This is a genomic window from Pseudarthrobacter sp. fls2-241-R2A-127, from assembly GCF_030209355.1.
In the GTDB taxonomy this organism is placed as follows: Bacteria; Actinomycetota; Actinomycetes; order Actinomycetales; family Micrococcaceae; genus Arthrobacter.
The window spans coordinates 126,228-147,075 of the sequence record NZ_JARVSF010000004.1 but is presented as its reverse complement, the minus strand read 5'-3'; the positions used below and the strand labels follow the sequence as shown (position 1 = coordinate 147,075).

General features: G+C 65.8%; 20 protein-coding genes. 4 read left to right on the top strand and 16 right to left on the bottom strand.

Annotation, left to right across the window (positions count from 1 at the left end; translation table 11 throughout):
• Positions 1-34 precede the first annotated feature (34 nt).
• Positions 35-1,912, top strand: a complete 1,878-nt coding sequence (locus tag QRN53_RS02480) for a Na+/H+ antiporter (protein WP_285242439.1) — start codon at positions 35-37, stop codon at positions 1,910-1,912.
• A gap of 32 nt (positions 1,913-1,944) precedes the next feature.
• Here QRN53_RS02480 and QRN53_RS02475 read toward each other — a convergent pair whose 3' ends face one another.
• The 4 genes from QRN53_RS02475 to QRN53_RS02460 are packed head-to-tail and all read right to left on the bottom strand — an operon-like array spanning position 1,945 to position 6,044.
• Positions 1,945-2,223 (bottom strand): DUF3253 domain-containing protein, encoded by a 279-nt coding sequence (locus QRN53_RS02475; RefSeq protein WP_285242438.1) that lies wholly within the window; start codon positions 2,221-2,223, stop codon positions 1,945-1,947.
• 14 nt (positions 2,224-2,237) lie between these two features.
• Complete coding sequence (locus QRN53_RS02470) at positions 2,238-3,335, bottom strand: NADH:flavin oxidoreductase/NADH oxidase (RefSeq protein ID WP_285242437.1); 1,098 nt, start codon at positions 3,333-3,335, stop codon at positions 2,238-2,240.
• The gene (locus QRN53_RS02465; RefSeq protein ID WP_285242436.1) at positions 3,335-4,330 is read right to left on the bottom strand and encodes a tetratricopeptide repeat protein; all 996 of its coding nucleotides are present in this window, start codon (positions 4,328-4,330) and stop codon (positions 3,335-3,337) included. Before QRN53_RS02465 ends, QRN53_RS02470 begins: the two co-directional genes overlap by 1 nt.
• 52 nt (positions 4,331-4,382) lie before the next feature.
• The gene (locus QRN53_RS02460; protein WP_285242450.1) at positions 4,383-6,044 is read right to left on the bottom strand and encodes a DUF8094 domain-containing protein; all 1,662 of its coding nucleotides are present in this window, start codon (positions 6,042-6,044) and stop codon (positions 4,383-4,385) included.
• Positions 6,045-6,278: 234 nt separating this feature from the next.
• Between QRN53_RS02460 and QRN53_RS02455 the strand changes: the two genes are divergently transcribed.
• Positions 6,279-7,592 (top strand): AI-2E family transporter, encoded by a 1,314-nt coding sequence (locus tag QRN53_RS02455; RefSeq protein WP_285242435.1) that lies wholly within the window; start codon positions 6,279-6,281, stop codon positions 7,590-7,592.
• Between the two features lie 45 nt (positions 7,593-7,637).
• Here the strand turns inward: QRN53_RS02455 and QRN53_RS02450 are convergent, their stop codons facing one another.
• Together QRN53_RS02450 and QRN53_RS02445 are read right to left on the bottom strand one after the other, a co-directional pair.
• Positions 7,638-8,435 carry an alpha/beta hydrolase gene (locus QRN53_RS02450; protein ID WP_285242434.1) on the bottom strand — a complete coding sequence of 266 codons (798 nt, stop codon included), beginning with the start codon at positions 8,433-8,435 and terminating at the stop codon, positions 7,638-7,640.
• 72 nt (positions 8,436-8,507) lie between these two features.
• On the bottom strand, positions 8,508-8,855 hold the full coding sequence (locus QRN53_RS02445; RefSeq protein ID WP_285242433.1) for an Rv1322 family protein: 348 nt from the start codon (positions 8,853-8,855) through the stop codon (positions 8,508-8,510).
• 103 nt (positions 8,856-8,958) lie between these two features.
• Here QRN53_RS02445 and nucS point away from each other — a divergent pair, with 103 nt between their 5' ends.
• Both nucS and QRN53_RS02435 read left to right on the top strand, forming a co-directional pair.
• A complete protein-coding gene (gene nucS, locus QRN53_RS02440; RefSeq protein ID WP_285242432.1) occupies positions 8,959-9,654 on the top strand; it encodes an endonuclease NucS in 696 nt (231 codons plus the stop codon).
• 305 nt (positions 9,655-9,959) lie between these two features.
• Complete coding sequence (locus tag QRN53_RS02435) at positions 9,960-10,163, top strand: cold-shock protein (RefSeq protein WP_050687909.1); 204 nt, start codon at positions 9,960-9,962, stop codon at positions 10,161-10,163.
• Between the two features lie 147 nt (positions 10,164-10,310).
• Here the strand turns inward: QRN53_RS02435 and QRN53_RS02430 are convergent, their stop codons facing one another.
• The 10 genes from QRN53_RS02430 to atpE form a co-directional block, all read right to left on the bottom strand.
• Positions 10,311-12,884 carry a phosphatidylglycerol lysyltransferase domain-containing protein gene (locus QRN53_RS02430; protein WP_285242431.1) on the bottom strand — a complete coding sequence of 858 codons (2,574 nt, stop codon included), beginning with the start codon at positions 12,882-12,884 and terminating at the stop codon, positions 10,311-10,313.
• The gene (locus tag QRN53_RS02425) at positions 12,878-14,206 is read right to left on the bottom strand and encodes an alpha/beta hydrolase (protein WP_285242430.1); all 1,329 of its coding nucleotides are present in this window, start codon (positions 14,204-14,206) and stop codon (positions 12,878-12,880) included. Before QRN53_RS02425 ends, QRN53_RS02430 begins: the two co-directional genes overlap by 7 nt.
• Before the next feature lie 4 nt (positions 14,207-14,210).
• Positions 14,211-14,642 carry a DUF2550 domain-containing protein gene (locus QRN53_RS02420; RefSeq protein ID WP_109045054.1) on the bottom strand — a complete coding sequence of 144 codons (432 nt, stop codon included), beginning with the start codon at positions 14,640-14,642 and terminating at the stop codon, positions 14,211-14,213.
• Positions 14,643-14,652: 10 nt separating this feature from the next.
• Complete coding sequence (locus QRN53_RS02415) at positions 14,653-14,937, bottom strand: F0F1 ATP synthase subunit epsilon (protein WP_018760117.1); 285 nt, start codon at positions 14,935-14,937, stop codon at positions 14,653-14,655.
• 1 nt (position 14,938) lies between these two features.
• Positions 14,939-16,393 carry a F0F1 ATP synthase subunit beta gene (gene atpD, locus QRN53_RS02410; protein ID WP_139029622.1) on the bottom strand — a complete coding sequence of 485 codons (1,455 nt, stop codon included), beginning with the start codon at positions 16,391-16,393 and terminating at the stop codon, positions 14,939-14,941.
• A gap of 82 nt (positions 16,394-16,475) precedes the next feature.
• Complete coding sequence (locus QRN53_RS02405) at positions 16,476-17,366, bottom strand: F0F1 ATP synthase subunit gamma (RefSeq protein WP_285242429.1); 891 nt, start codon at positions 17,364-17,366, stop codon at positions 16,476-16,478.
• Positions 17,367-17,439: 73 nt separating this feature from the next.
• Positions 17,440-19,077: a F0F1 ATP synthase subunit alpha gene (gene atpA / locus QRN53_RS02400; protein WP_285242428.1), complete on the bottom strand. Its 1,638-nt coding sequence runs from the start codon at positions 19,075-19,077 to the stop codon at positions 17,440-17,442.
• 78 nt (positions 19,078-19,155) lie between these two features.
• A complete protein-coding gene (locus QRN53_RS02395) occupies positions 19,156-19,983 on the bottom strand; it encodes a F0F1 ATP synthase subunit delta (protein WP_285242427.1) in 828 nt (275 codons plus the stop codon).
• Positions 19,983-20,534: a F0F1 ATP synthase subunit B gene (locus tag QRN53_RS02390; RefSeq protein WP_285242426.1), complete on the bottom strand. Its 552-nt coding sequence runs from the start codon at positions 20,532-20,534 to the stop codon at positions 19,983-19,985. The genes QRN53_RS02395 and QRN53_RS02390 overlap by 1 nt, the downstream gene beginning before the upstream one ends.
• 55 nt (positions 20,535-20,589) lie before the next feature.
• Positions 20,590-20,808 carry an ATP synthase F0 subunit C gene (gene atpE, locus QRN53_RS02385; protein WP_003804776.1) on the bottom strand — a complete coding sequence of 73 codons (219 nt, stop codon included), beginning with the start codon at positions 20,806-20,808 and terminating at the stop codon, positions 20,590-20,592.
• Positions 20,809-20,848: the final 40 nt, after the last annotated feature.

Here is a 20,848-nt window from a genome sequence, read left to right as displayed (position 1 = left end):
GGAACGGCGCTCTGCGGGGTGGGAGACTATCGTCATGGACATTGCCTTGGGCCTGCTGGTGATCGTTGCTGTGGTGTGCGCCGGCAGCGCCATCGGCCGCAGATTCAATATCCCGGTGCCGCTGCTGCTGATCCTGGCGGGCGTGGCGGGCTCGTTCCTGCCCTTCATTCCACCCGTTGAGCTGAATCCCGAACTGGTGCTGGTGGGCCTGCTGCCTCCGCTGCTCTATGCGGCGGCGTTCCGGACATCGCTGTTCGACTTCAGTTCGAACCGCCGGTCCATAGGCCTGTTGTCCGTGGGGTACGTCATCTTCGGCACCCTGGCCGTCGGGCTCGTGGTGTGGTTGCTGTTCCCGGAAATCCCGCCGGCGGCCGCCATAGCCCTGGGCGCGGTGGTGGCGCCCCCGGACGCCGTGGCCGCGACCGCCATCGCCCGGAAGGTTGGCATGCCGCGGCGGATCGTCAACATCCTCGAAGGTGAATCGCTGCTCAACGATGCCACCGCGCTGGTGTGCCTCCGCGCCGCCGTCGCCGCCATCGCCGGTTCCGTCTCGGCCCTGGATGTCGCCGGAGGTTTCGTGCTCGCCGCGGGCGGGGGCCTGGTGGTGGGCCTCGCCGCCGCGTACGTCCTCACCGAAATCCGCAAACGGATCAGCAACGTCGCCATCAACACCTCGGCGTCGCTGATGGCTCCGTTCGTTGCGTACCTCCCCGCCGAAGCCATTCACGCATCAGGGGTGCTCGCCGTCGTCGTCACCGGCCTGGTCATGGGCACCAAGGCGCCATCGATGCCCAACGGCGCGGCCCGGCAAAGTGCCCGGAGCAACTGGGACACCGTGCAGTTCCTGCTGGAGAACGCGGTGTTCCTGCTGATCGGCCTGCAGGTGCGGACCATCATCGACAGCGTCCAGGATGACTCGCTGGGTGCCGGCCGCGTGTGGGTGGGCTGCGCCGTGATCCTGCTGGCTGTCCTGCTGCTGCGCCCCGTTTGGGTTTTCCCCGCCACATACCTGCCGCGCCTGATCCCCTCGGTGCGGCGGACGGACCCGGCACCCCCTTGGCAATTTCCCGCGATCGTGTCCTGGGCGGGCATGCGCGGTGTGGTCACGCTGGCCGCCGTCCTGACGCTGCCCGATGGCCTGGAGCACCGCAACGTGCTGGTCCTCGCAGCGATGGTGGTGGTGGCCGGCACCCTGGTGCTGCAGGGATTCACGCTCCCCGCCCTGGTCCGGGCCCTGAACGTGCCCGGACCGGACCGGCGGGAGGATGCCTTGAACCAGGCCTCGCTGATGCAGTTGGCCACTGCCGCGGGGATGGAGCGCCTGGACCAGCTGCGGCAGGAGAGCGATCCCCCGGAGGTGATGGACATGTTGCGGCGGCGGACGCAGGAGCGGGGCCTGGCCGCCTGGGAACGCCTGGGCCGGCCGGGGGCGGAGTCCACCACGCCCAGCCAGCGCTATGCCCAGCTGCGGATGGCAATGCTGGAGGCCGAACGGGACAAGGTCCTGGAGCTGCGCCGTGGCGGCGACTTCGCCCATGAAGTCCTCAGCGAGGTCCTCGAACGCCTGGATATAGAGGAGTCCATGCTGGATGCGTCCCTCCACGAGCTCGATTCGGCGGCGGACGCCGGCGGCGGGGAGGGGTTGGCCCAGCCCGGGGGCGTCTGCGACCACCTGACGGCGGCCATGCTGTCTCCGGTCCCGGACAACCCGTCCTGCGCAGGTTGCGAACGGGAGGGGACAACCCCGGTGCACCTGCGCATGTGCCTGGCCTGCGGGCTGGTGGGGTGCTGCGATTCGTCCGCAGGGCGGCATGCCAGCCGCCACTTCAAGGAAACGGGTCACCCTGTCATGCGGAGCATCGAACCCGACGAACAGTGGCGCTGGTGCTACGTGGATGACCTCCTGGGCTGACGAGCACCGGACCGGCCTGCCGGCGGTTCCGCCTACCGGGGCCTGCGGATGCGGATAGGGCCCTTGGCTCCCGCCGGATCCACGACGGCACCGCCTTGGGTGATTTCCACCTCGCCCGCATCCACCAGCCGGCGCGCGGCTTGCCGGGCAGCCTCCATGAGTCCCCGCCAGTCCGCGCCGCCCACAGCGCGGGCAGCGTCCGACGGGCAGATGCTTGACGTCGCGGCCCGTGATGCCAGCAGCTCCAGGATGCTGGCTTCGAGTTCGCCGTCAACGGAGGACGGCCCGTGGTCCCGCGGCCCGTTGTCCATGGCTCAGGCTGCCATCAGAAGGTGCGCCGCGGCACTGCGCGCTCGTACTGGGGCGGCCAGCTGATGTCGTAGCCAAGTTCGAAGGCCGCGCGCAGCCACCAGTGCGGGTCCCGGAGGGCCGCCCGGGCGATGAAGACACCGTCTGCCTGGCCGGTGGCAATGGCGTGCTCCGCCTGGCCCGGGGCGGTCAGGAGCCCCACCGCCCCGGTGGCCACGTCCGCCTCCTGCCTGATGGCGGCGGAGAACCCTGTCTGGTAGCCCAGGCCGGGTTTGATCTGCTGGTGCGCCACGGCGCCGCCGCTGGAGACATCCACCAGGTCCACGCCGTGGGCGGCAGCCTCGCGTGCCAGGCGGACCGAACCCGCCAGGTCCACTCCGCCGGGCGCCCAGTCGGTGGCCGAGATCCGGAGCAGCAAGGGCATGGAATCCGGAATGACGGCCCGGACGGCGTCGATCACCGCAATGGTCAGCCTGTTTCGCCCGGCTTCGTCACCGCCCCACTCGTCGTCGCGTTCGTTGATCAGCGGGCTTTGGAACTGGTGCAGGAGGTAGCCGTGCGCGGCGTGGATCTCCACGGTGTCAAAGCCGGCGTTCACGGCGCGGACCGCCGCTGCTGCGAAGTCGGCAATGACGCCTCGGATATGTTCCACGGTCATGGCCGCAGGGGCCGCATACCCGTCAAAGGAGGTTTCGGACGGGCCCACGGTCGCCCAGCCACCCTCGGCGACCGGAACGCTGCCCTGCTTGCCGGAGAACGGCCAATACGTGGACGCCTTCCGGCCGGCGTGGGCCAACTGGACGCCGATCTTGGCATCGGCGGCCCCGTTCCGGTGGACGAAGGAGGTGATCCGCTGCCACGCTCCGGCCTGTTCGTCGTTATACAGGCCCGCATCACGGGGGCTGATCCGGCCCTCGGCGTTGACGGCTGCCGCCTCCGTAAGGATCAGCGCCGCGCCGCCCGTGGCAAACGCGCCCAGGTGCACCAGGTGCCAGTCGTTGGGAACGCCCGGGGCGGCGTCGGGCTCGCAGCTGTACTGGCACATCGGCGAAACCCAGCCCCGGTGCTGCAGCTCCAACGACCTCAGGGTCAGCGGCTGGAACAGGGCAGGCACTAGAACAGGACCCGTGCCAGCGCCTGGCGTGCCTTGGCCACACGCTCGTCTGCGGCGCCGACGACGTCGAAGAGTTCCAGCAGCCGGACCCGCACCGTTTCCCGCTCGGGGCCGAAGTTCCTGCCGATGAACGCCACCAGCCGGTTCAGGGCATCCTCCACATGGCCGCCCGCCACGTCCAGGTCCGCAACCGCAAGCTGTGCGTCAAGGTTGTCCGGCTCGTTGGCGGCCCGGGCGCGGAGGGCCTCGCTGTCCTCGGCGGACAACGGCTGAAGCCGGTCCATCAGTTCCACCTGCGCCAACCCGGCCTTGGCCTCGTGGTCCGAAGGCATTTCCCGCAACGCCTGGCGGTAGGCCTCCGCGGCGGCAGCATAGTCCCCGGCTTCAATCGCATCGAATGCCGCTTGGTGCAGCGGCGGGAGCGGAGCAGGTTCCTGCTCGCCGGCGGGCCCGCCGTCCAGGCTGCCGGTCACTCCGTTGGCGGCCGCCACTTTGAGGAGCTCATCGAACAGGCTGCGCACCTGCTGTTCGTCTGCTGCACCCTGGAAGAGGGGTACCGGCTGGCCCTTCAGGACGGCGACGGCGGTGGGGACGGCCTGCACCTGGAAGGCCTGGGCAAGCTGCGGGAAGGCTTCGATGTCCGCGGCGCCGAGTACCAGGCGGCCGCCGAAGGAGGCCACCACGCGCTCGAGGGTTTCCAGCATCCTGCCGGACTCCGGGGAGTAGGAGGCCCACAGGGCGAACACCACGGGAACCTGGGCGGAGAGTTCCACCAGCTGCTGGAAGTTCGCTTCGGTGACGTTGACCGTGAGCTCAGGTCCACCTTCCGGCGCACCCTGGGCAGGTGCCGGGCCCGGCGAGGCCGCGGGGGCGGACGGTGCCGCTGGGCCGGCGGGAGCTGCGGGCCGCTTCAGCGAGGAAAGGTCGACGGCGCCGCGCAGGTTAAGCAGGTTGGCAGCGGCAGGAGGGACTGGGCGGGAAGCTGGCGAACTCATGTTTCCCACTCTAGCCACTCCGGCCGCTGCCGGGGGCAATGCAGTCAGGGGCCTACTTGAAGCTGGCCCCCACCAGGCCGCGGGTGGCGGCAACGAGCTTCATCGGGTCCGTCGAGCCTGCCGGCGGCACGTACACTGCCATGGATTCGGCAAAGCTCAGGACCATGCCCGTGCTGGTTTCCTTGCCGCCGGCCAGGGCCGCGGCGTCGTCACCGATGCTGAGCTTGTCACCGGCGGCTTTGGGGGTACCCTCGAAGCCGAAGTTGATCCGGCCCAGGACCAGTGCTCCGCCGTCAGAAGTACGGAACACCACGGTGTTTTCCGGTGCCACCTTGTGGGTGAAGGAGAAGTTGCCGTTCTCGCCTGCCTTCACCACCTCTGCCTGGTAGGACAGGGTGTCGGCGATGTACGGCGAGGATGAACCCTCCACCAGCTTGTCCTTGAACGGCGAGTCCGCGGAGGTGAGCCTGTCGGCCAGGCCGGACATGGCTTCCTCGCCGCTGTAGAGCAGCCCGGATTTGTCCGAGGCCGCCAGGGTCTGCGTACCGCCGCGGCCGATGGTCGGGAAGGTGGTGCCCGGCTGGAGGGGGGTGGTCTCCATCAGCTTGTAGTTCTCCCGGGGGGACTGCTGGACCAGTGTCAGGATTTGCGGGACCACGTTGCCGTCGCCCTGGGTCACGGCAAGCACCTGCCTGGGCCAGTCACGGCTGCTGGTGATCACGGTGGTCAGCAGCTTGGTGGAGCGGACAGGCATGCGCGGCTCGTACGAACCGACCTGGGAACGGATTTTGTAGTTCTGGGTCCGGATTTCCAGCTCGGGCCCGGCCACGCGGTCGGCAAGCTTCGCCGCGTCCTTGGCGGCGTCGCCGGCATCGGTGGCGCTGGAGACCTGCTCCAGGATCCGCCGGAACTGGGCTTCAAGGAGGACCGGAGAACCGGTTGCGTCCTTGGCCGCCGATGACGACGCATTGCCCGACGGCTGCGGGCTGGGGCTTGCTGCCTGGGCAGCGGTAGCGGAACCGGCCAGGACAACCGCTGCCACACCTGCGGCCACCATGGTGGCCTTGTTGGCGGACTGCGCCTGGGAGCGGGCACGGGCACGCCGGGCGTAGCCGCTGCCGCCGCCCTCGCCGCCTTCGCCGTCCTTGGTTCGCGCGGACACCAAGGCCAGGACGATTCCGCCCACCACCAGCAATCCGCCGATGACCATCAGCGGAACAGCCCACGGCGTGGACGTATCGTTCGGGAACGTCATGGACACCGATGCAGGGGCCGGCTTGGTGCCGTCGGCGGCAAGGAGAAGTCTCCAGTCGCCGTCAGCCGGCGGAGTCCAGGTGTAGTCCAGCTGGCCGCCGGCATTTTCGGTGGACACCCACAGGTCCGAGCCCGCCGGGTTGGGGGCCGTGGCGTCGCCGTCGGAATGCTCTACCTGGAGGGACTTTCCGTCCTCGGAAACCCCGTTGATGGTGTTGTGGGCGGTCTTGCCAACCCAGGCGTCAACGTCGTCGGGCCGGCCCGTTGCCAGCATGAAGTTGCCGTCGCCCTGGACCGAGATCTTGACGGTTCCGCCGTGCAGCGTGCGCAGCTTCTGGTCAATGACAGTCAAGGGGGCCGCGGCGGCGTCGGCCGGCACGGACGCGGTGAACGTCTCGGAGGGAGCCCAGATGGTTCTCTGGCCGATGCCGGCCAAAAGTGTCAGGAGGCCGAGCAGCACAAGTGCGGCTGCAGTCTTTAAACGCAAGGGAAACACCTATCATCAGCGGGGGTTTACCTTCAATAGTAACCTTTTTGTTACCACGGGCCCCGAATCCGGGCTCCCGGCGGGCAGCCCAAGCGTCCGGCGACGGCGCCTTCGGCAGTTGCTGACAAGCCTGCTGATAGTGTTTGCGATGATCATCACACCGGCCCGCGAAGGCGGTGCCACACACGGAACAGGCCCCAAAAACCAGTGACTGACAAGACGGACCCGTCCTCCCCGGCAGCCGGCAATTCCGGGGATCCGGGCAGGGCTGTCCCCGCCCCGGCTCCGCAGGCCATGGCGGCAGCACGACGCCGGGGTGGCGCCGCGGCAGCCCTTGGCCAGGTGGTCCGCCGGCTCAGCCAGCCGTTGCCTGGCGCCCAGCCCCGGCTCCGGTTCGAAATGCCGCCGGAATTCGGCGGCCCGGCTCCCGCAACGGAGTTCGACGGCGAGGACGAGCCGCAGTTCGGGCATCCCGGGCCGCGCATGTCCCCCCAGCATCCGCTCTACATGGGATTCATGGGAACGGTGGGCGTGGGCCTGGCGCTGCTCGTCTACTGGATCGGGTCCCACACCACGCAACTGTTGCTGTGGATTGTTGCCGCACTGTTCATCGCCTTGGGCCTGGAACCGGTGGTGGGCTGGCTGGAAAACCGGAAGATCCCCCGGCCCGCCGGCATCCTCGTTTCGGTGGCCGTGCTGATGGGCGCCGTCGTCGGCTTCTTCGCCACCCTGATCCCCACGATCGTTGAACAGGTATCCGAAATCGTGCGCCAGGCACCGGACTGGGTTCGCAACTTCATGGATTCGGACTTCTTCCGCAGCGTCGATGACCAGTTCGGGGTCAGGGACCGCATCACCGAAGAACTGAACAAGTTCGTCAACGACCCCGCGGCCATGGGCGGCATCTTCGGCGGCGTGGTCGGGTTCGGTTCAACGCTGGCCAACAGCCTTTTCGGCACCCTGATCGTGCTGGTGCTGAGCCTGTATTTCCTGGCTGCGCTTCCGGCCATGAAGAAGTGGGGCTACCGCCTGGCGCCGCGTTCCCGCCGGAAGCGGGTGGCTGCCCTCTCCGAGGAAATCACCCGTTCGGTGGGCAACTATGTCATCGGCCAGGCGTGCGTCGCTTTACTCAACGCCACGTTCGCCTTCATCGTGATGTCCATTGTGGGCGTACCGTTCGCCCTGCTGCTGGCGTTCGTGGTGGTGCTGCTCGCCTTCATTCCCCTGGTGGGCGGCATGATCGCGGGCATCGTGGTTACGCTGGTCTCCCTCACGCAGGGCTGGCAGACGGCCGCTGTCTACGCCATCTGCTACTTCGCCTACCTGCAGTTTGAGGCCTACTTCATCTCACCGCGCATTATGCAGAAGGCAGTGGCGGTCCCGGGCGCCGTGGCCGTGATCTCCGTGATCGCCGGCGGCAGCCTGCTGGGCGTCCTGGGCGCACTGATTGCCATCCCCACCGCGGCCGCCGTGCTGCTCCTGCTCCGCGAAATCTACATCGCGCGCCAGGACCAGCACTAACGGAACCCGCAGGGTCCCGGGGACGGGACCCTGCGGGAGGTTCCCTCAGGAGGCGGCGGCCGCCGTCGGGCCGTCCCATTCCTGCGGCAGCGGCGTTCCGGATCCACCGGGACTGACCCGGGCGACGATGTCGTTCAAGACCCGTGCTGCGTACTTCTCCCCCACCCAGAGGTGCTTGGCGCCGGGCACGCCCACAACATCCGCCTGGGGCACCAGGCTGAAACGCTCCGCGGCCTCTGCCGGCTGGAGGAAGTCATCGTGCTCCGGCACCAGGACAGTGAGGGGCTTGCCGGAGTCCGCCCATTGCTGCAGGTGCTTGTCCGTGGCGCGGTGCAGGGGCGGCGACAGCAGCACCGCCCCCTCGATCTGGCCGGCCACCGGCTCAACAGCCCCGTACATCAGGGCCAGTTCCGTTCCAAAGGACCAGCCCACCAGCCAGCGGTTGGGCAGCCCGCGGTCGACGGCGAAACGCACGGCCGCCTCGACGTCATACCGTTCCCCAATGCCTTCCTCGAAGCCGCCGCTGCTGGTGCCGCGGGGCGAGGCGGTGCCGCGGGTGTTAAACCGGAGGACGGCGATGCCGGCCAGTGCCGGGAGCCGGTAGGAGGCCTTGCGGTAGACGTGCGAGTCCATGAATCCGCCGTGCGTGGGCAGCGGATGCAGGGTGATCAGCGTGGCCAGGACCTGCCCGGTTTCGGGAAGTGCGAGTTCGCCCACCAGGGTGTGGCCGTCCTCGGTCTGCAGCTCGATGTTCTCCCGCCGGGCAGGCAGGACGGTGGAAGCACGGATGAGAACGGGGCCCTGGGCCTGGGTGAAGTGGAACGACGCCGGATCAAAAGTCATGGTTTCCAGCTTAGCGACCACCGGGTACTGGGATCCCGGACGGCGGACACGGTGGCGCCACCGCCCGCGTGGTCAGCGGTACCGGTAGCTGCGGGACGTCCAGCAGTTGGTGTGCCAGTGCCGCCGCTCGGCGAGGCCGGCAGCCGCCCCGAAGAGGTGGTCGTCCTTCCAGACCACCAGGTGTGCAACCCCGGGCAGGACGGCCGTGGAGCACTCCGGGCAAATGTAGGTCTTCTCCGCGTTTTTGGCGGTCATGGTGCGGACCATCCATTCGCCGTCAGGGGCACTCTCCCGGCGCGCGATGCCGGCCCGGGCGCGCTCCAGGTCAAGTTCCGGGACCTCCTGGCCCTTGCGTCCCGCTCCCCTGCCGGACGCGCCTTTTCCGGAAACGGGACGGCGGGGACGGTTCGAACGCGGCATGCAACCATTCTGCCCCAGCCACCTGCCGGCTGGCGCCTCCGTACCCTGCCGGCCGGCCGTCGTCGGCGTGGCCCCTGCGGCTCCACGCGGTAGTCTGTACGGCGTGCGACTCGTCATAGCCCATTGCTCCGTTGATTACGTTGGCCGGCTCAAAGCCCACCTCCCCCTCGCCACCAGGCTGCTGCTGGTCAAGGCCGACGGCTCGGTGCTGGTGCATTCGGACGGCGGTTCCTACAAGCCGCTGAACTGGATGAGCCCGCCGGCCACACTGCGGGTTTCATCCCCCGACGAGGTAGAACTCGAACTGGGCGTGGTGGAGCAATGGACCGTGCAGTCGGCCAAGACCGATGACCGACTCATCATCAACATCCACGAGAAGATCACCGAGTCTTCCCACGACCTCGGGGTTGATCCCGGGCTGATCAAGGACGGCGTCGAGGCCGACCTGCAGCGGCTCCTGGCTGAGCAGATAGAAACGCTGGGCGAGGGATATTCCCTGATCCGGCGCGAGTACTTCACCGCGATCGGTCCGGTGGACATCCTGGCCCGTGACGCGGATGGCGCCACCGTCGCTGTGGAACTGAAGCGGCGCGGTGACATCGACGGCGTCGAGCAGCTGACGAGGTACCTGGAACTGCTCAATCGCGATCCCCTGCTGGCGCCGGTCCGCGGGATCTTTGCGGCCCAGCAGATCAAGCCGCAGGCCAAGGTGCTCGCCAACGACCGCGGCATTGCCTGCGTGACGCTGGACTACGACGCCATGCGCGGCGTGGACGACAGCGAATCCCGGCTTTTCTGACCGTGTGGCCCGTTGCTGTGGGCACCTAATAAATGGCGTGAAATCTCCGGGCCCCATTGTCACCTGGTTTTTACCTAAATTTTATGCATTTTGCTGTTCGAGCCGTTGACCTGCGGGAACGGGCATGAAATTCTGGTCTCAGTCTTTGTGTAGGTGTTTTTCATGCTCGCAAGACATGTTGCGAGCGCGAAGCTCCTGCAGGGCCGGACCTTTTGGGCAAGGCAATCCAGGATTCTTCTCGCGGAGTGACCAAGGTCGGCACGAAGTGTGCCGGTCTTAAAAAGTTCCACAATGAGGAGAAATAAATGGCACAGGGAACTGTGAAGTGGTTCAACGCTGAAAAGGGCTTCGGCTTCATCACCCCGGACGACGCCGATGGCGATGTCTTCGTTCACTACTCCGAGATCCAGACCGGCGGCTTCAAGACCCTCGACGAGAACCAGCGTGTTCAGTTCGAGATCGGCCAGGGCGCCAAGGGTCCCCAGGCTACCGGCGTAACGCTCGTCTAGTCACCCTGCGCGGCCGTCCGGCCGTCAGTTACACAAATGATCCCCGGCGCGACTGCGCCGGGGATCATTTGTCTCTGCACACGGTGCGCCCGGCACCGCGGGAATCCGCGTCCTCCCAGCGGAAGGCCGCCCCACTGCCGCACGCCGTCAGGTGACCAGTTTGCGGACCAGGCGTGCACCCTGGGCAAGCGAGAGGCCGGGGAGGTAGGCCCGGGTCAGGGCCCTCCCAATGGCCGGCAGTTGGAGCGGATCCTGGTAGTAAAGGTACAGTGCGCGGTACTCGGGCTTGAAGCGGGACTTGAACGCTGCCAGAGAGCGGAAACCGTAGACCGGCTCCAGCGCGTGGCCCACCAGGTCCAGGATGCGCACCAGGTTTTGTGCCCCCTCGTCCGTGGCGCCGGCGTCTCCTTCGGCTTCCTCCCCCGCACCGTCCTGGTCCTCCGGCCGGCTGGCCAGCGGCGAGCCGGACAGGGAAATGACGTCAACGGAATCCTTCAGTTCCAGGACCGCGGAAGCAATCAGGAATTCCATCACGCCCGGGAATCCCTCGCTGCCGCGGCGCATGACGTCCAGCGTCCTGCTGACCAGCCGCCCGTCGTCGTACACGGGAAGCCAACTGGTCACGCCGTGGACGGTGCCGTTGCCGTCCACCGCCAGGCAGCACAGGACCTCCTCGTCGTCGAGTTCGTCCACCCCGCCCAGCGTGAAGCCCATTTCCGGTACGGACTTCCCGGCCGCCCATTCCTCCGAGACCTCGTTAAGCCGGGTGCGCAGGGCTGCAGGCAGCGAATGGTAGGAGCCCCACACGGCGTGGACGCCGAGCTTGGAGGCCCGGTTCAGGGCGGTCCGAACGTTCTGCCATTCCTTGCCCTTGAACTCGAGTTCATTCAGCCGCAGCCTCGTCTCCTGCGCCACCGCCACCCGGGAGAAGCCCCGTTCCCGCAATGTGGGCCACAGGGTGTCGTCACAGGAATAGAGTGCGGGAATCAGCGCCTGGGTGCGGCAGTAGTCCAGGAACCCTTCGGTCACCTGTTGCTCCGCCCGGCGGTCGCCGAGGGCGCCGCCCAGGGTCAAGGCCACGGTCCCGTGCTGCTGGAAGGCCATGGCCCCGGCGCCGTCCGGACTGAACCAATACGTGTTCGGTTCCCACAGCGCCATCCAGGACAGGGGGCCGCCGCCCTGGTGAAGCAGCTCGCGGGCACGGTCCCGGTCCTGCCGGCCGAAGATGAGGCCGTGGTGCCGCCCGATGAGGACCCACCACACAGCTACGAGGGCAACAATCCAGAAGACCGGCCCGGAATAGGCAAACAGCAGCGTCTCTGCGCTGTCCCGCTCTGCGAAGACACGGCTGAAATGCTGCGGAATGGGGACCGGCACATACTGCCGGGCCAATTCGGCGAAGAGGCCCAGCACGCCGCCGTCGCGGGCAAGGCCGCCGGACAGGAACCACGTCACCGTGTAGGAGCCGGCCAGGGCAAGCCAGGTGCCGCAGACCACCGTCGCGAGGGTCCGTCGTGCACCGGGCCGGGTCTGGACGCGGAACTGGCGTCGGTTGAGCCACAGGATGACCGCAAGCAGGAGCGGGACGATCACCAGGGGAAGCACGTGGGCGAAGGCTGACGACAGGGGCGTCGAGTGGGTGCCCTGCAGGCGTGACGGGACCAAGGCGAACAGGGTCAGGTAGACAGTGGCCAGCGCCGTCACGGCCAGCTGGATGGCCAGTGCGATGTTGAGGGCCAGCCGGCGGCCGCGGCGCATTCCGTCCGCGCAGATCAGCAGCAGGATAACCGGAACCACTGCCAGCGCCAGTCCGAACGGTCCGGCGAACCCGGCCCTTCCGGTTTCCAGGCAGGAAGTGTCCACTGTTGCCCCGCAATTGAAGACCAGCTGGCTGAGCGTTGGCATCGGGCTGAGGACGACGTCGCGCAACAGTGCCAGCGGGCCGGTGGGGGCGCGTGTGATCCCGGTCAAGATCGGCCCCACTGCAAAGACGGCCACGGTAAGGGCCAGCAGGTTCCTGGTCTCGCGGCCGGTGGAACGGTGGCGGTGGAGACGCCCCTGGTCGCCCTGGATCCACCAGCCCGCCAGCAGGCCAAGGAGGGCACCGATGAGGCCAATCACGGTTTCCGCGTGGCCAACGTAGAGGACCAGCAGGATCGACACGGACAGCACAGCGGTACGGAGCCGCCGCTGCCACAGCAGGGTAATCCGGGCGCTGGCCGCCAGGCCCGCCGTCAGGATCGGGGCATAAGGGCCGATGAGGATGTCATTCGACATCTGGTCCAGCCAGCCATCGCCAACGTACACGGCCACCTGGGTGACCAGGAGGAAGACGGTCACTGCCGCGAACTGGCCGCCGAGGAAGAGTCCGACGGCGGCGCGCCGTCCCAGCTTCCGCTCGGCCAGCCCCAGCAGCAGGATCATCATCAGGGACGCGGTGAGGTAAGCCAGCGGGTTGGTGGCAAAGAACATGCTGGTGAAAAGCGACCACCACTGCCCGGCACGGAGACCGGGCCCGCTGACCGAGGCAAGTCCCAGGAGTTGCTCCGGGGGCCCGTCCAGGAAGCTGCCCGTCACGGCCGCGGTCACAAGGAACACGGCAACAGCGCCCAAGGTGAACGGCATGGATCTCAAGGTGCCCAACGTCTGGTGAACTGCCGGACGGCCCACGGTGGCCCACATCAACGCCACCGTGCGCTCGGGTTTCCTGGTACTCACCATTTCAGCCCCCATTGGCTGCCGAGGAACGCCAGGGCATCACCGAAGCGCTTCGAGGAGGTGTCCCAGGAGTGTCCGGTGTGTTCAACCACGTGCGCCTGCACGGTGAAGCCCGCGTCCTTGGCGGCCGCGGCAAGCGTATTGAGGTTCCCCACGAAGTCCGGATCGTTCTGGCCCGCGGTCAGGTACATGCCGCTGCCCTCAAAGCGTTGGTGTTTCATGATCTCCAGTGGAGTCTGCTTGATGAATTCATCAGGGTTTCCGGGGAAGGCTGCGTCAATGGTCTTCTGCCGCTCCTTGGCGATGGCGGGCTCGGCTTCGCTGGAGAATCCCAGCACGTCAGCGTAGACATCCGGGTGCCGGGTGCCCATCTGGATGGCGCACGTGCCGCCGAACGAGAATCCACCCACGGCCCAATGGCTGTGGTTGGTATCGACTGCCAGGGTGGCACCGATCCACCGTGGCACATCCTGGGACAGGTAGGTGTCGGCCTTGGCGATCTTACTGTCCATGCACATGGTGTTCGCTGACTGTGATCCGTTGGGATCGGGGATGACCACCACCGGTGCCACTCCCCCGTGTGCCGCGGCGAAGGAATCCATGTGGCCACGGATCGCACCGCCGGCGAGCCAGTCCGCAGGGCCACCGGGCTGGCCGGCCACCAGGACGAGCACCGGAAGCGCCGGGCGGTTGGCAGCGAAATAGGCCGGCGGCAAGTAGATGTAGGCATCGCGGTTGTTCATCCCGGACGCCGTTCCCGGGATGGGGGTCTTCCGCAGCACACCCCCGGCAGGCAGGCCCCCGGAGGGCTTCCAACCCTTTAGCGGAACGCCATCGGATGCACCGGGGTGCCGCATGAGCTCCTGTTCCAGGACGGGTACCCGGGCCAGCGCAGTGCCCAGTAAGTCGCTCACGGTACGGTTCATGCCAAAGTATGCATTGATTTGGATGGCAGAGAGCAGCATTACCAGCAACGCGGCAACAAAGCCCTTTCCATAGTGGGTCCAGGTGGTCCGCTGCAGGCGCAGGATTGCCAGGATGAGGGCGGCAACTCCCGGGACGAACCAAAGCAGAACGGTGTTGGGGATGTCCTCGGGAAAAACCGCCAGGACGTTAATCATGATCCAGTGGACGGTTGCGACCAGCACGAAAGCCGCGGCCGTGGCACTGAAGACACGGATTGACCAGGCCCGGATGCCCAGGCCTGTGGTTTCCCAGGCACGCCTTGGGGGTACCAGGAGGTAGGCGGCTCCGCCCAGTCCCAATACAAGGACAGTCCAATACAGCGGGCCGTCCGTAAGTCTGATGTCTGAAAACCAATCCACGCGGCTAGCGCCAGGTCCCTACGCCGATTACCGGGCCGGCTTCCAGCCACGAGGAAAGGCCTGTGTAGGCATCAAACTTCATGGCCAGGTGCAGGTCCTGCCCCTCATAGCGGAGTTCCACGATCACCACGTCCGGCTGGACCTTGACGGCTTCGGCTTCTGTGGGCTTGCGCCTGCCCAGCAGTTCCAGCGAACTGCGTTTGAAGGTGTACTTCGGCCGTACACTCAGGGAGATCAAGCGGAACCATTCAAGGTCGTTGTCCTGATAACGACAAACCCCCATTTGCCAGCTGTTTCCAGCGACGCAAATGGAGGCGTCCACCGTGCCGAGGGCACGCCGCAAGTTGAAACGGCGCACCCCCGAAAGGCACAGTGCAAAAATCAGCAATCCGAAAACGATTGCCAGTGCGATGAACGAAATACCCGGCGCGTCCATCAAGGTCGTGCTAGCGGATCCCAGCGGTAGCCGAGCCGCCCAGCTGGGCGTTGTCAGCAACGATGACCACGCGGTTGTTGTCCACGGAGAAGAACCCACCGTCAACATCTACCGCAATACGGTCCCCTGACACTGGCTGGATGGCCAGTTCACCTTCGGCCAGGATCGCCAGCAGGGGCGAGTGGCCGGGCAGGATTCCGATTTCACCATCGCTGGTGCGGGCCTTGACCATCTTGGCCGCTCCGGACCACACAAAGTGGTCCGCTGCGACAATCTCAACCTCAAGCTCAGCCATATTACTTGGTCTGTTCCTGGATCTTGGCCCACTGGCGCTCTACGTCATCGAGGCCACCGACGTTGAAGAACGCCTGCTCCGCGATGTGGTCAAGTTCGCCGTCGCAGATCGCCGAGAAGCCTTCAACGGTGTCCTTGATGGAAACCGTGGAACCCTCAACACCGGTGAACTGCTTGGCGGTGTAGGTGTTCTGCGAGAGGAACTGCTGGATGCGGCGTGCACGCGACACGACGATCTTGTCCTCTTCGGAAAGCTCATCGACACCGAGGATGGCGATGATGTCCTGGAGTTCCTTGTTCTTCTGCAGGATCTGCTTCACGCGGACAGCCGTGTTGTAGTGGTCCTTGCCGATGTACTGGGGGTCCAGGATCCGGGAGGTGGACGTCAGCGGGTCAACGGCCGGGTACAGGCCACGGGAGGCGATTTCACGGGAAAGTTCCGTGGTCGCATCCAGGTGCGCGAAGGTCGTTGCCGGAGCCGGGTCGGTGTAGTCATCCGCGGGAACGTAGATGGCCTGCATCGAGGTGATCGAGTGGCCCTTGGTGGACGTGATGCGCTCCTGCAGGAGGCCCATCTCGTCGGCAAGGTTGGGCTGGTAGCCCACGGCCGACGGCATGCGGCCCAGCAGGGTCGACACCTCGGAACCGGCCTGGGTGAACCGGAAGATGTTGTCGATGAAGAGCAGCACGTCCTGGTTCTGGACATCGCGGAAGTACTCCGCCATCGTCAGCGCGGACAGGGCCACGCGCAGACGCGTTCCCGGCGGCTCATCCATCTGGCCGAACACAAGGGCGGTGTCCTTGAGGACGCCGGCCTCTTCCATTTCGACCCAGAGGTCGTTTCCTTCACGCGTACGCTCGCCAACACCGGCGAACACCGAGGTGCCACCGAAGTTGCGGGCAACACGGGTGATCATTTCCTGGATCAGGACGGTCTTGCCCACGCCGGCGCCGCCGAAGAGGCCGATCTTTCCACCCTTGATGTACGGGGTGAGGAGGTCGATGACCTTGATGCCCGTTTCGAGCATCTCGGTGGAGCCTTCAAGCGAGGCGAAGCTGGGGGCCTTGCGGTGGATGGGCCAGCGTTCGCTGATGTTCAGTTCCGACTCCGCAACGTCCAGGGGCTGGCCCAGCACGTTGAAGATGTGGCCCTTGACGCCGTCGCCGACGGGCACGGAGATGGGGGCGCCGGAGTCCACTACGGAGGTGCCGCGGACCAGGCCGTCGGTTGCCTGCAGGGAGATGGCGCGCACGAGGTTGTCGCCCAGGTGCTGGGAGGTCTCGAACGTGATGGTCTTGGTCTCACCGTTGAGAGTGATCTCGGTGGTAAGGGCGTTATAGATCGACGGGATTGCGTCAGCCGGGAATTCGACGTCGACAACCGGGCCGATTACGCGCGCAATACGGCCGGTTGCACCGGACGTTGCGGCTACGTGTTCGGTAGCAGTGGCAGTCATCTCTCTCACTTCATTCAGTAGATGGCGTGGGGTTAAGTTTATCTGTGGTGGTGCTGGTTACGCGGAACCGGGGCGGTGCAGGCTAGGACGCGAGGGCGTCGGCACCGGCAACAATCTCGGAGAGCTCCTGCGTAATTTCGGCCTGGCGGGCCGTGTTGCGCAGACGCGTGTACTTCTTGATCAGGTCCGTTGCGTTGTCGCCTGCGGACTTCATCGCCCGCTGGCGGGCTGCGAGCTCGGAAGCTGCTGCCTGCAACATGGCTGCGAAGATACGGGACTCGATGTACCGGGGCAGCAGGGCGTCAAGGACACGCTCGGCCTCCGGTTCGAACTCGTACAGCGGCAGGAGATCCGATTCGGATTGAGCCTGCTCTTCCACTACTTCAAGCGGGAGCAGGCGGATAACCGTCGGCTCCTGGGTGACCATGGACTTGAAGCGCGTGTAGACAACATGGATTTCGTCCACGCCGCCGTCTTCATAGTCGGTCGCGAATTCTGCCAGCAACGCTGCGCCGATTTCACGGGCAGTAGCGAACTCGGGTGCGTCGGTTCCTCCGGTCCAGACCCGCGCGTACTCGCGGTTCCGGAAATCGAAGTAGGCCTGGGCCTTGCGGCCCACGACGTAGGTCTTGACTTCCTTGCCTTCGGCGCGGAGCAGCTCGTTGAGACCTTCCGCCTGCTTGAGGACGCTGGCCGAGTAGGAACCTGCCAGGCCGCGGTCCGAGGTGATTACCAGGACTGCGGCACGGCGGATCTGCTCCGGCTCAGTGATCAGCGGGTGGTCGATTTCGCTTTGGCTGGCGACAGCAGAAACGGCGCGCGTGATCGCGTTCGCGTAAGGCAGTGAAGCTGCTACGCGCGCACGGGCCTTCCCGATGCGCGAGGTAGCGATCAGTTCCATCGCCTTGAAGATCTTGCGCATCGACGTGGTCGAGCTGATCTTCTGGCGGTAGACCCGGATCTGGGCTCCCATACTTATCCTTTCCTAACATTCCGGCGCCGGGTGTGCCGGACCTTTGCGGCCCGGCACAACCGGCGGTGCGGAACTAGCGCTTCTGCTTGACGATCTTTTCCTGGTCGACTTCGCCCTCGGAGATAGCGTCGTGCTCCTCGTGGCCGGCGCCTACCAGGTGGTTGTCACCCTCGCCGAAGAAGCCCTTCTTGAAGTCCACGATCGAAGACTTCAGAGCTGCAAGGGTGTCGTCATCCATGACGTTGGTCTGTGCCAGCGTGGTCAGGATCGAGGACTTGTGGCGCAGGTGCTCCAGGAACTCGGACTCGAACCGGTTGACGTCCTCAACCGGAACGTCGTCCAGGTAGCCGTTGGTGCCGGCCCAGATGGAAACGACCTGGTCCTCAACCGGGAACGGCGAGTACTGGCCCTGCTTCAGCAGTTCCATCAGGCGCGCACCACGGGTCAGCTGCTGGCGGGAAGCCGCATCCAAGTCCGAGGCGAACATGGCGAAGGCCTGCATGTCGCGGTACTGGGCCAGTTCCAGCTTCAAGGTACCGGAGACCTTCTTCATGGACTTGACCTGGGCCGCGCCACCGACGCGGGACACGGACACACCAACGTCGACAGCGGGACGCTGGTTGGCGTTGAAGAGGTCCGACTGCAGGAAGATCTGGCCGTCGGTGATGGAGATAACGTTGGTCGGGATGTAGGCGGACACGTCGTTCGCCTTGGTCTCGATCAGCGGCAGGCCCGTCATGGAGCCGGCACCGAGCTCGTCGGAGAGCTTGGCACAACGCTCCAGCAGGCGGGAGTGCAGGTAGAAGACGTCTCCCGGGTAGGCTTCGCGTCCCGGCGGGCGGCGGAGCAGCAGTGACACTGCACGGTAGGCCTCGGCCTGCTTTGACAGGTCATCGAACACGATGAGGACGTGCTTGCCGCCGTACATCCAGTGCTGGCCGATGGCCGAGCCGGCGTACGGTGCCAGGTACTTGAAGCCGGCGGGGTCGGAGGCGGGAGAAGCCACGATGGTGGTGTACTCCAGCGCGCCGTTGTCTTCCAGGGTCTGGCGGACCGCCGCGATGGTGGACGCCTTCTGGCCGATGGCAACGTAGATGCAGCGGACCTGCTTGGTGACATCGCCGGAAGCCCAGTTGGCCTTCTGGTTGATGATGGTGTCGATCGCGATTGCGGACTTGCCGGTCTGGCGGTCGCCGATGATGAGCTGGCGCTGGCCGCGGCCGATCGGGATCATCGCGTCGATGGCCTTCAGGCCGGTCTGCATCGGTTCGTGCACCGACTTGCGCTGGGTCACGCCGGGAGCCTGGAGCTCCAGGGCGCGGGTGGTCTCGGCCTTGATCTCGCCGAGGTCGTCTATGGGCACGCCCAGCGGGTCGACAACGCGGCCGAGGAAGGCGTCGCCCACGGGAACGGACAGAACCTGCCCGGTCCGGTGTACTTCCTGGCCTTCTTCGATGCCGGTGAAGTCACCGAGGATGATGACGCCGATCTCGCGGACGTCAAGGTTCTGGGCCAGGCCCAGGGTGCCGTCCTCAAAACGCAGCAGCTCGTTCGCCATGACCGAGGGAAGGCCCTCAACACGGGCGATGCCGTCACTTGCGGTGGTTACGCGGCCGACCTCTACGCGCTCTGCGTTCCCGGGTTCGTAGGACGCCGCGAACTCGTTCAGCGCATTACGGACGTCGTCGGCGTTGATGGTCAATTCGGCCATCTGCAGTCCCTGCTCTCCTGTTTGTGATCACCGCAAACGGTGACCGGGGTTTCTATCAGTTTGGTTGTGCTTGTCCGGCTAGCCGGCCAGCTGGCGTTGCAGTTGTCCCAGCCGGGTAAGCACGGAGGCATCAAGTACCTCGTCGCCCACCTGGACGCGGATTCCGCCAATGAGCGACGGGTCAACGCTGAGGTTGACCTTCAGCTCCCGGCCGTACAGTGCGTTCATGCCCGCCTGGAGGCGTGCCAGCTGCGTCTGCGACAAAGGCCGGGTCACGCTGACTGTTGCAATCCAGCGCTGCTGCCGCTTGGCCGCCAGCTCGGCAAACCGTGCCACCAGCCGGGTGGGCTTGATGCCGCGGGGCTGGGTAACGGCCTGCGTGATGAGGACCCTGGCTTCTTCGCTGGCGCCAGGCGCCAGCCTCTCGGCGAGGGTAGCCTTGGCCGCCGCGCTGGCCTGCGGTTCGGACAGAGCACGTTGTACCTCGTGGCTGGAGGCAACAGCCTGGTTGAAGGAAAACAGGTCGTTTTCCAGTTCTTCCAGGCCAGTGATTCCGGAGGCAGAAACGGCCGACTTGTTTTCAGCAACGGAAATGACCACCGTTGCGGCAAGAGTCTCGAGTGCATCGCCGATGTCGCGCGCCGATGCCCAGCGTGAGCTGGCCAGTCCGCCCGCGATCTCAGCCGCATCAGCGGAGACTTTTCCGCCAACCAGCTGCCTGACCAGTGCCGACTTTTCGTCGCCGCTGCGGGAGGGGTCAGTCAGGGCACGGCGCAAACCAGCCGAGCTGTCCACCATTCCCAGAATTCCGAAGAGTTCCTTTGCCAGCTGCAGCGACGCCGTCGGAAGCTTGGCTTCCAGGGCGGTTAGGGCTGTTGCCAGCGATTCGCTCGATACGCCTGCCATTATTTAGCTGCACCTGCGTTCTGGGACTCCAGATCTGCCAGGAAGCGGTCCACAACCCGTGATGCGCGGGCGTCGTCATCGAGGGACTCGCCCACGATGCGGCCTGCCAGGGTGGTGGCCAGGGTGCCGACCTCAGAACGCAGGGACACAACGGCCGCCTGGCGCTCGGATTCGATCTGTGCGTGGGCCTGCGCAGTGATGCGGGCAGACTCTGCTGCTGCCTTTTCTTTCAGATCCGCGAGGATCTGGGCACCTTCGGCGCGGGCTTCCTCACGGATGCGGTTTGCTTCGGTGCGGGCGTCGGTCAGCTGCTGCTTGTACTCTTCGAGTGCAGCAGACGCCTCAGCCTGGGCCTTTTCAGCCTTGGCGATGCCGCCTTCAATGGCCTCGGCACGCTCGGCGAAGGTCTTCTCGAACATCGGGACAACGTACTTGACCACGATGAAAAAGAGGATGGCGAAGCCAACGAAGACAACCAGCATTTCCCAGCCATTGGGAATAAGGGGGTTGACGTCGCCCTCAGCGGCGGCTGAGATGATCAGCTGATGCATATTTCACCCGTCCTTTATCTACTCGGTTCTGAATGTTCGCTGAAGTTCTCGGGGTTTACTTGAGAACGAACGCGAAGACCAGGCCAAGGATGGCGAGTGCTTCGGTCAGCGCCAGGCCAAGGAAGGCGATGGGCTGCAGGACGCGCTGGGCTTCCGGCTGGCGTGCAACGCCGTTGATGTAGGCAGCGAACACGAGACCCACACCGATACCACCGCCGATAGCCGAGAGGCCATAGCCGATGAGGTTGAGGGAGCCGTTGATGGAGCCTTCCATTTTTTTTCCTTTCAAGATGCCACTTGTGTGGCAGGTTGTT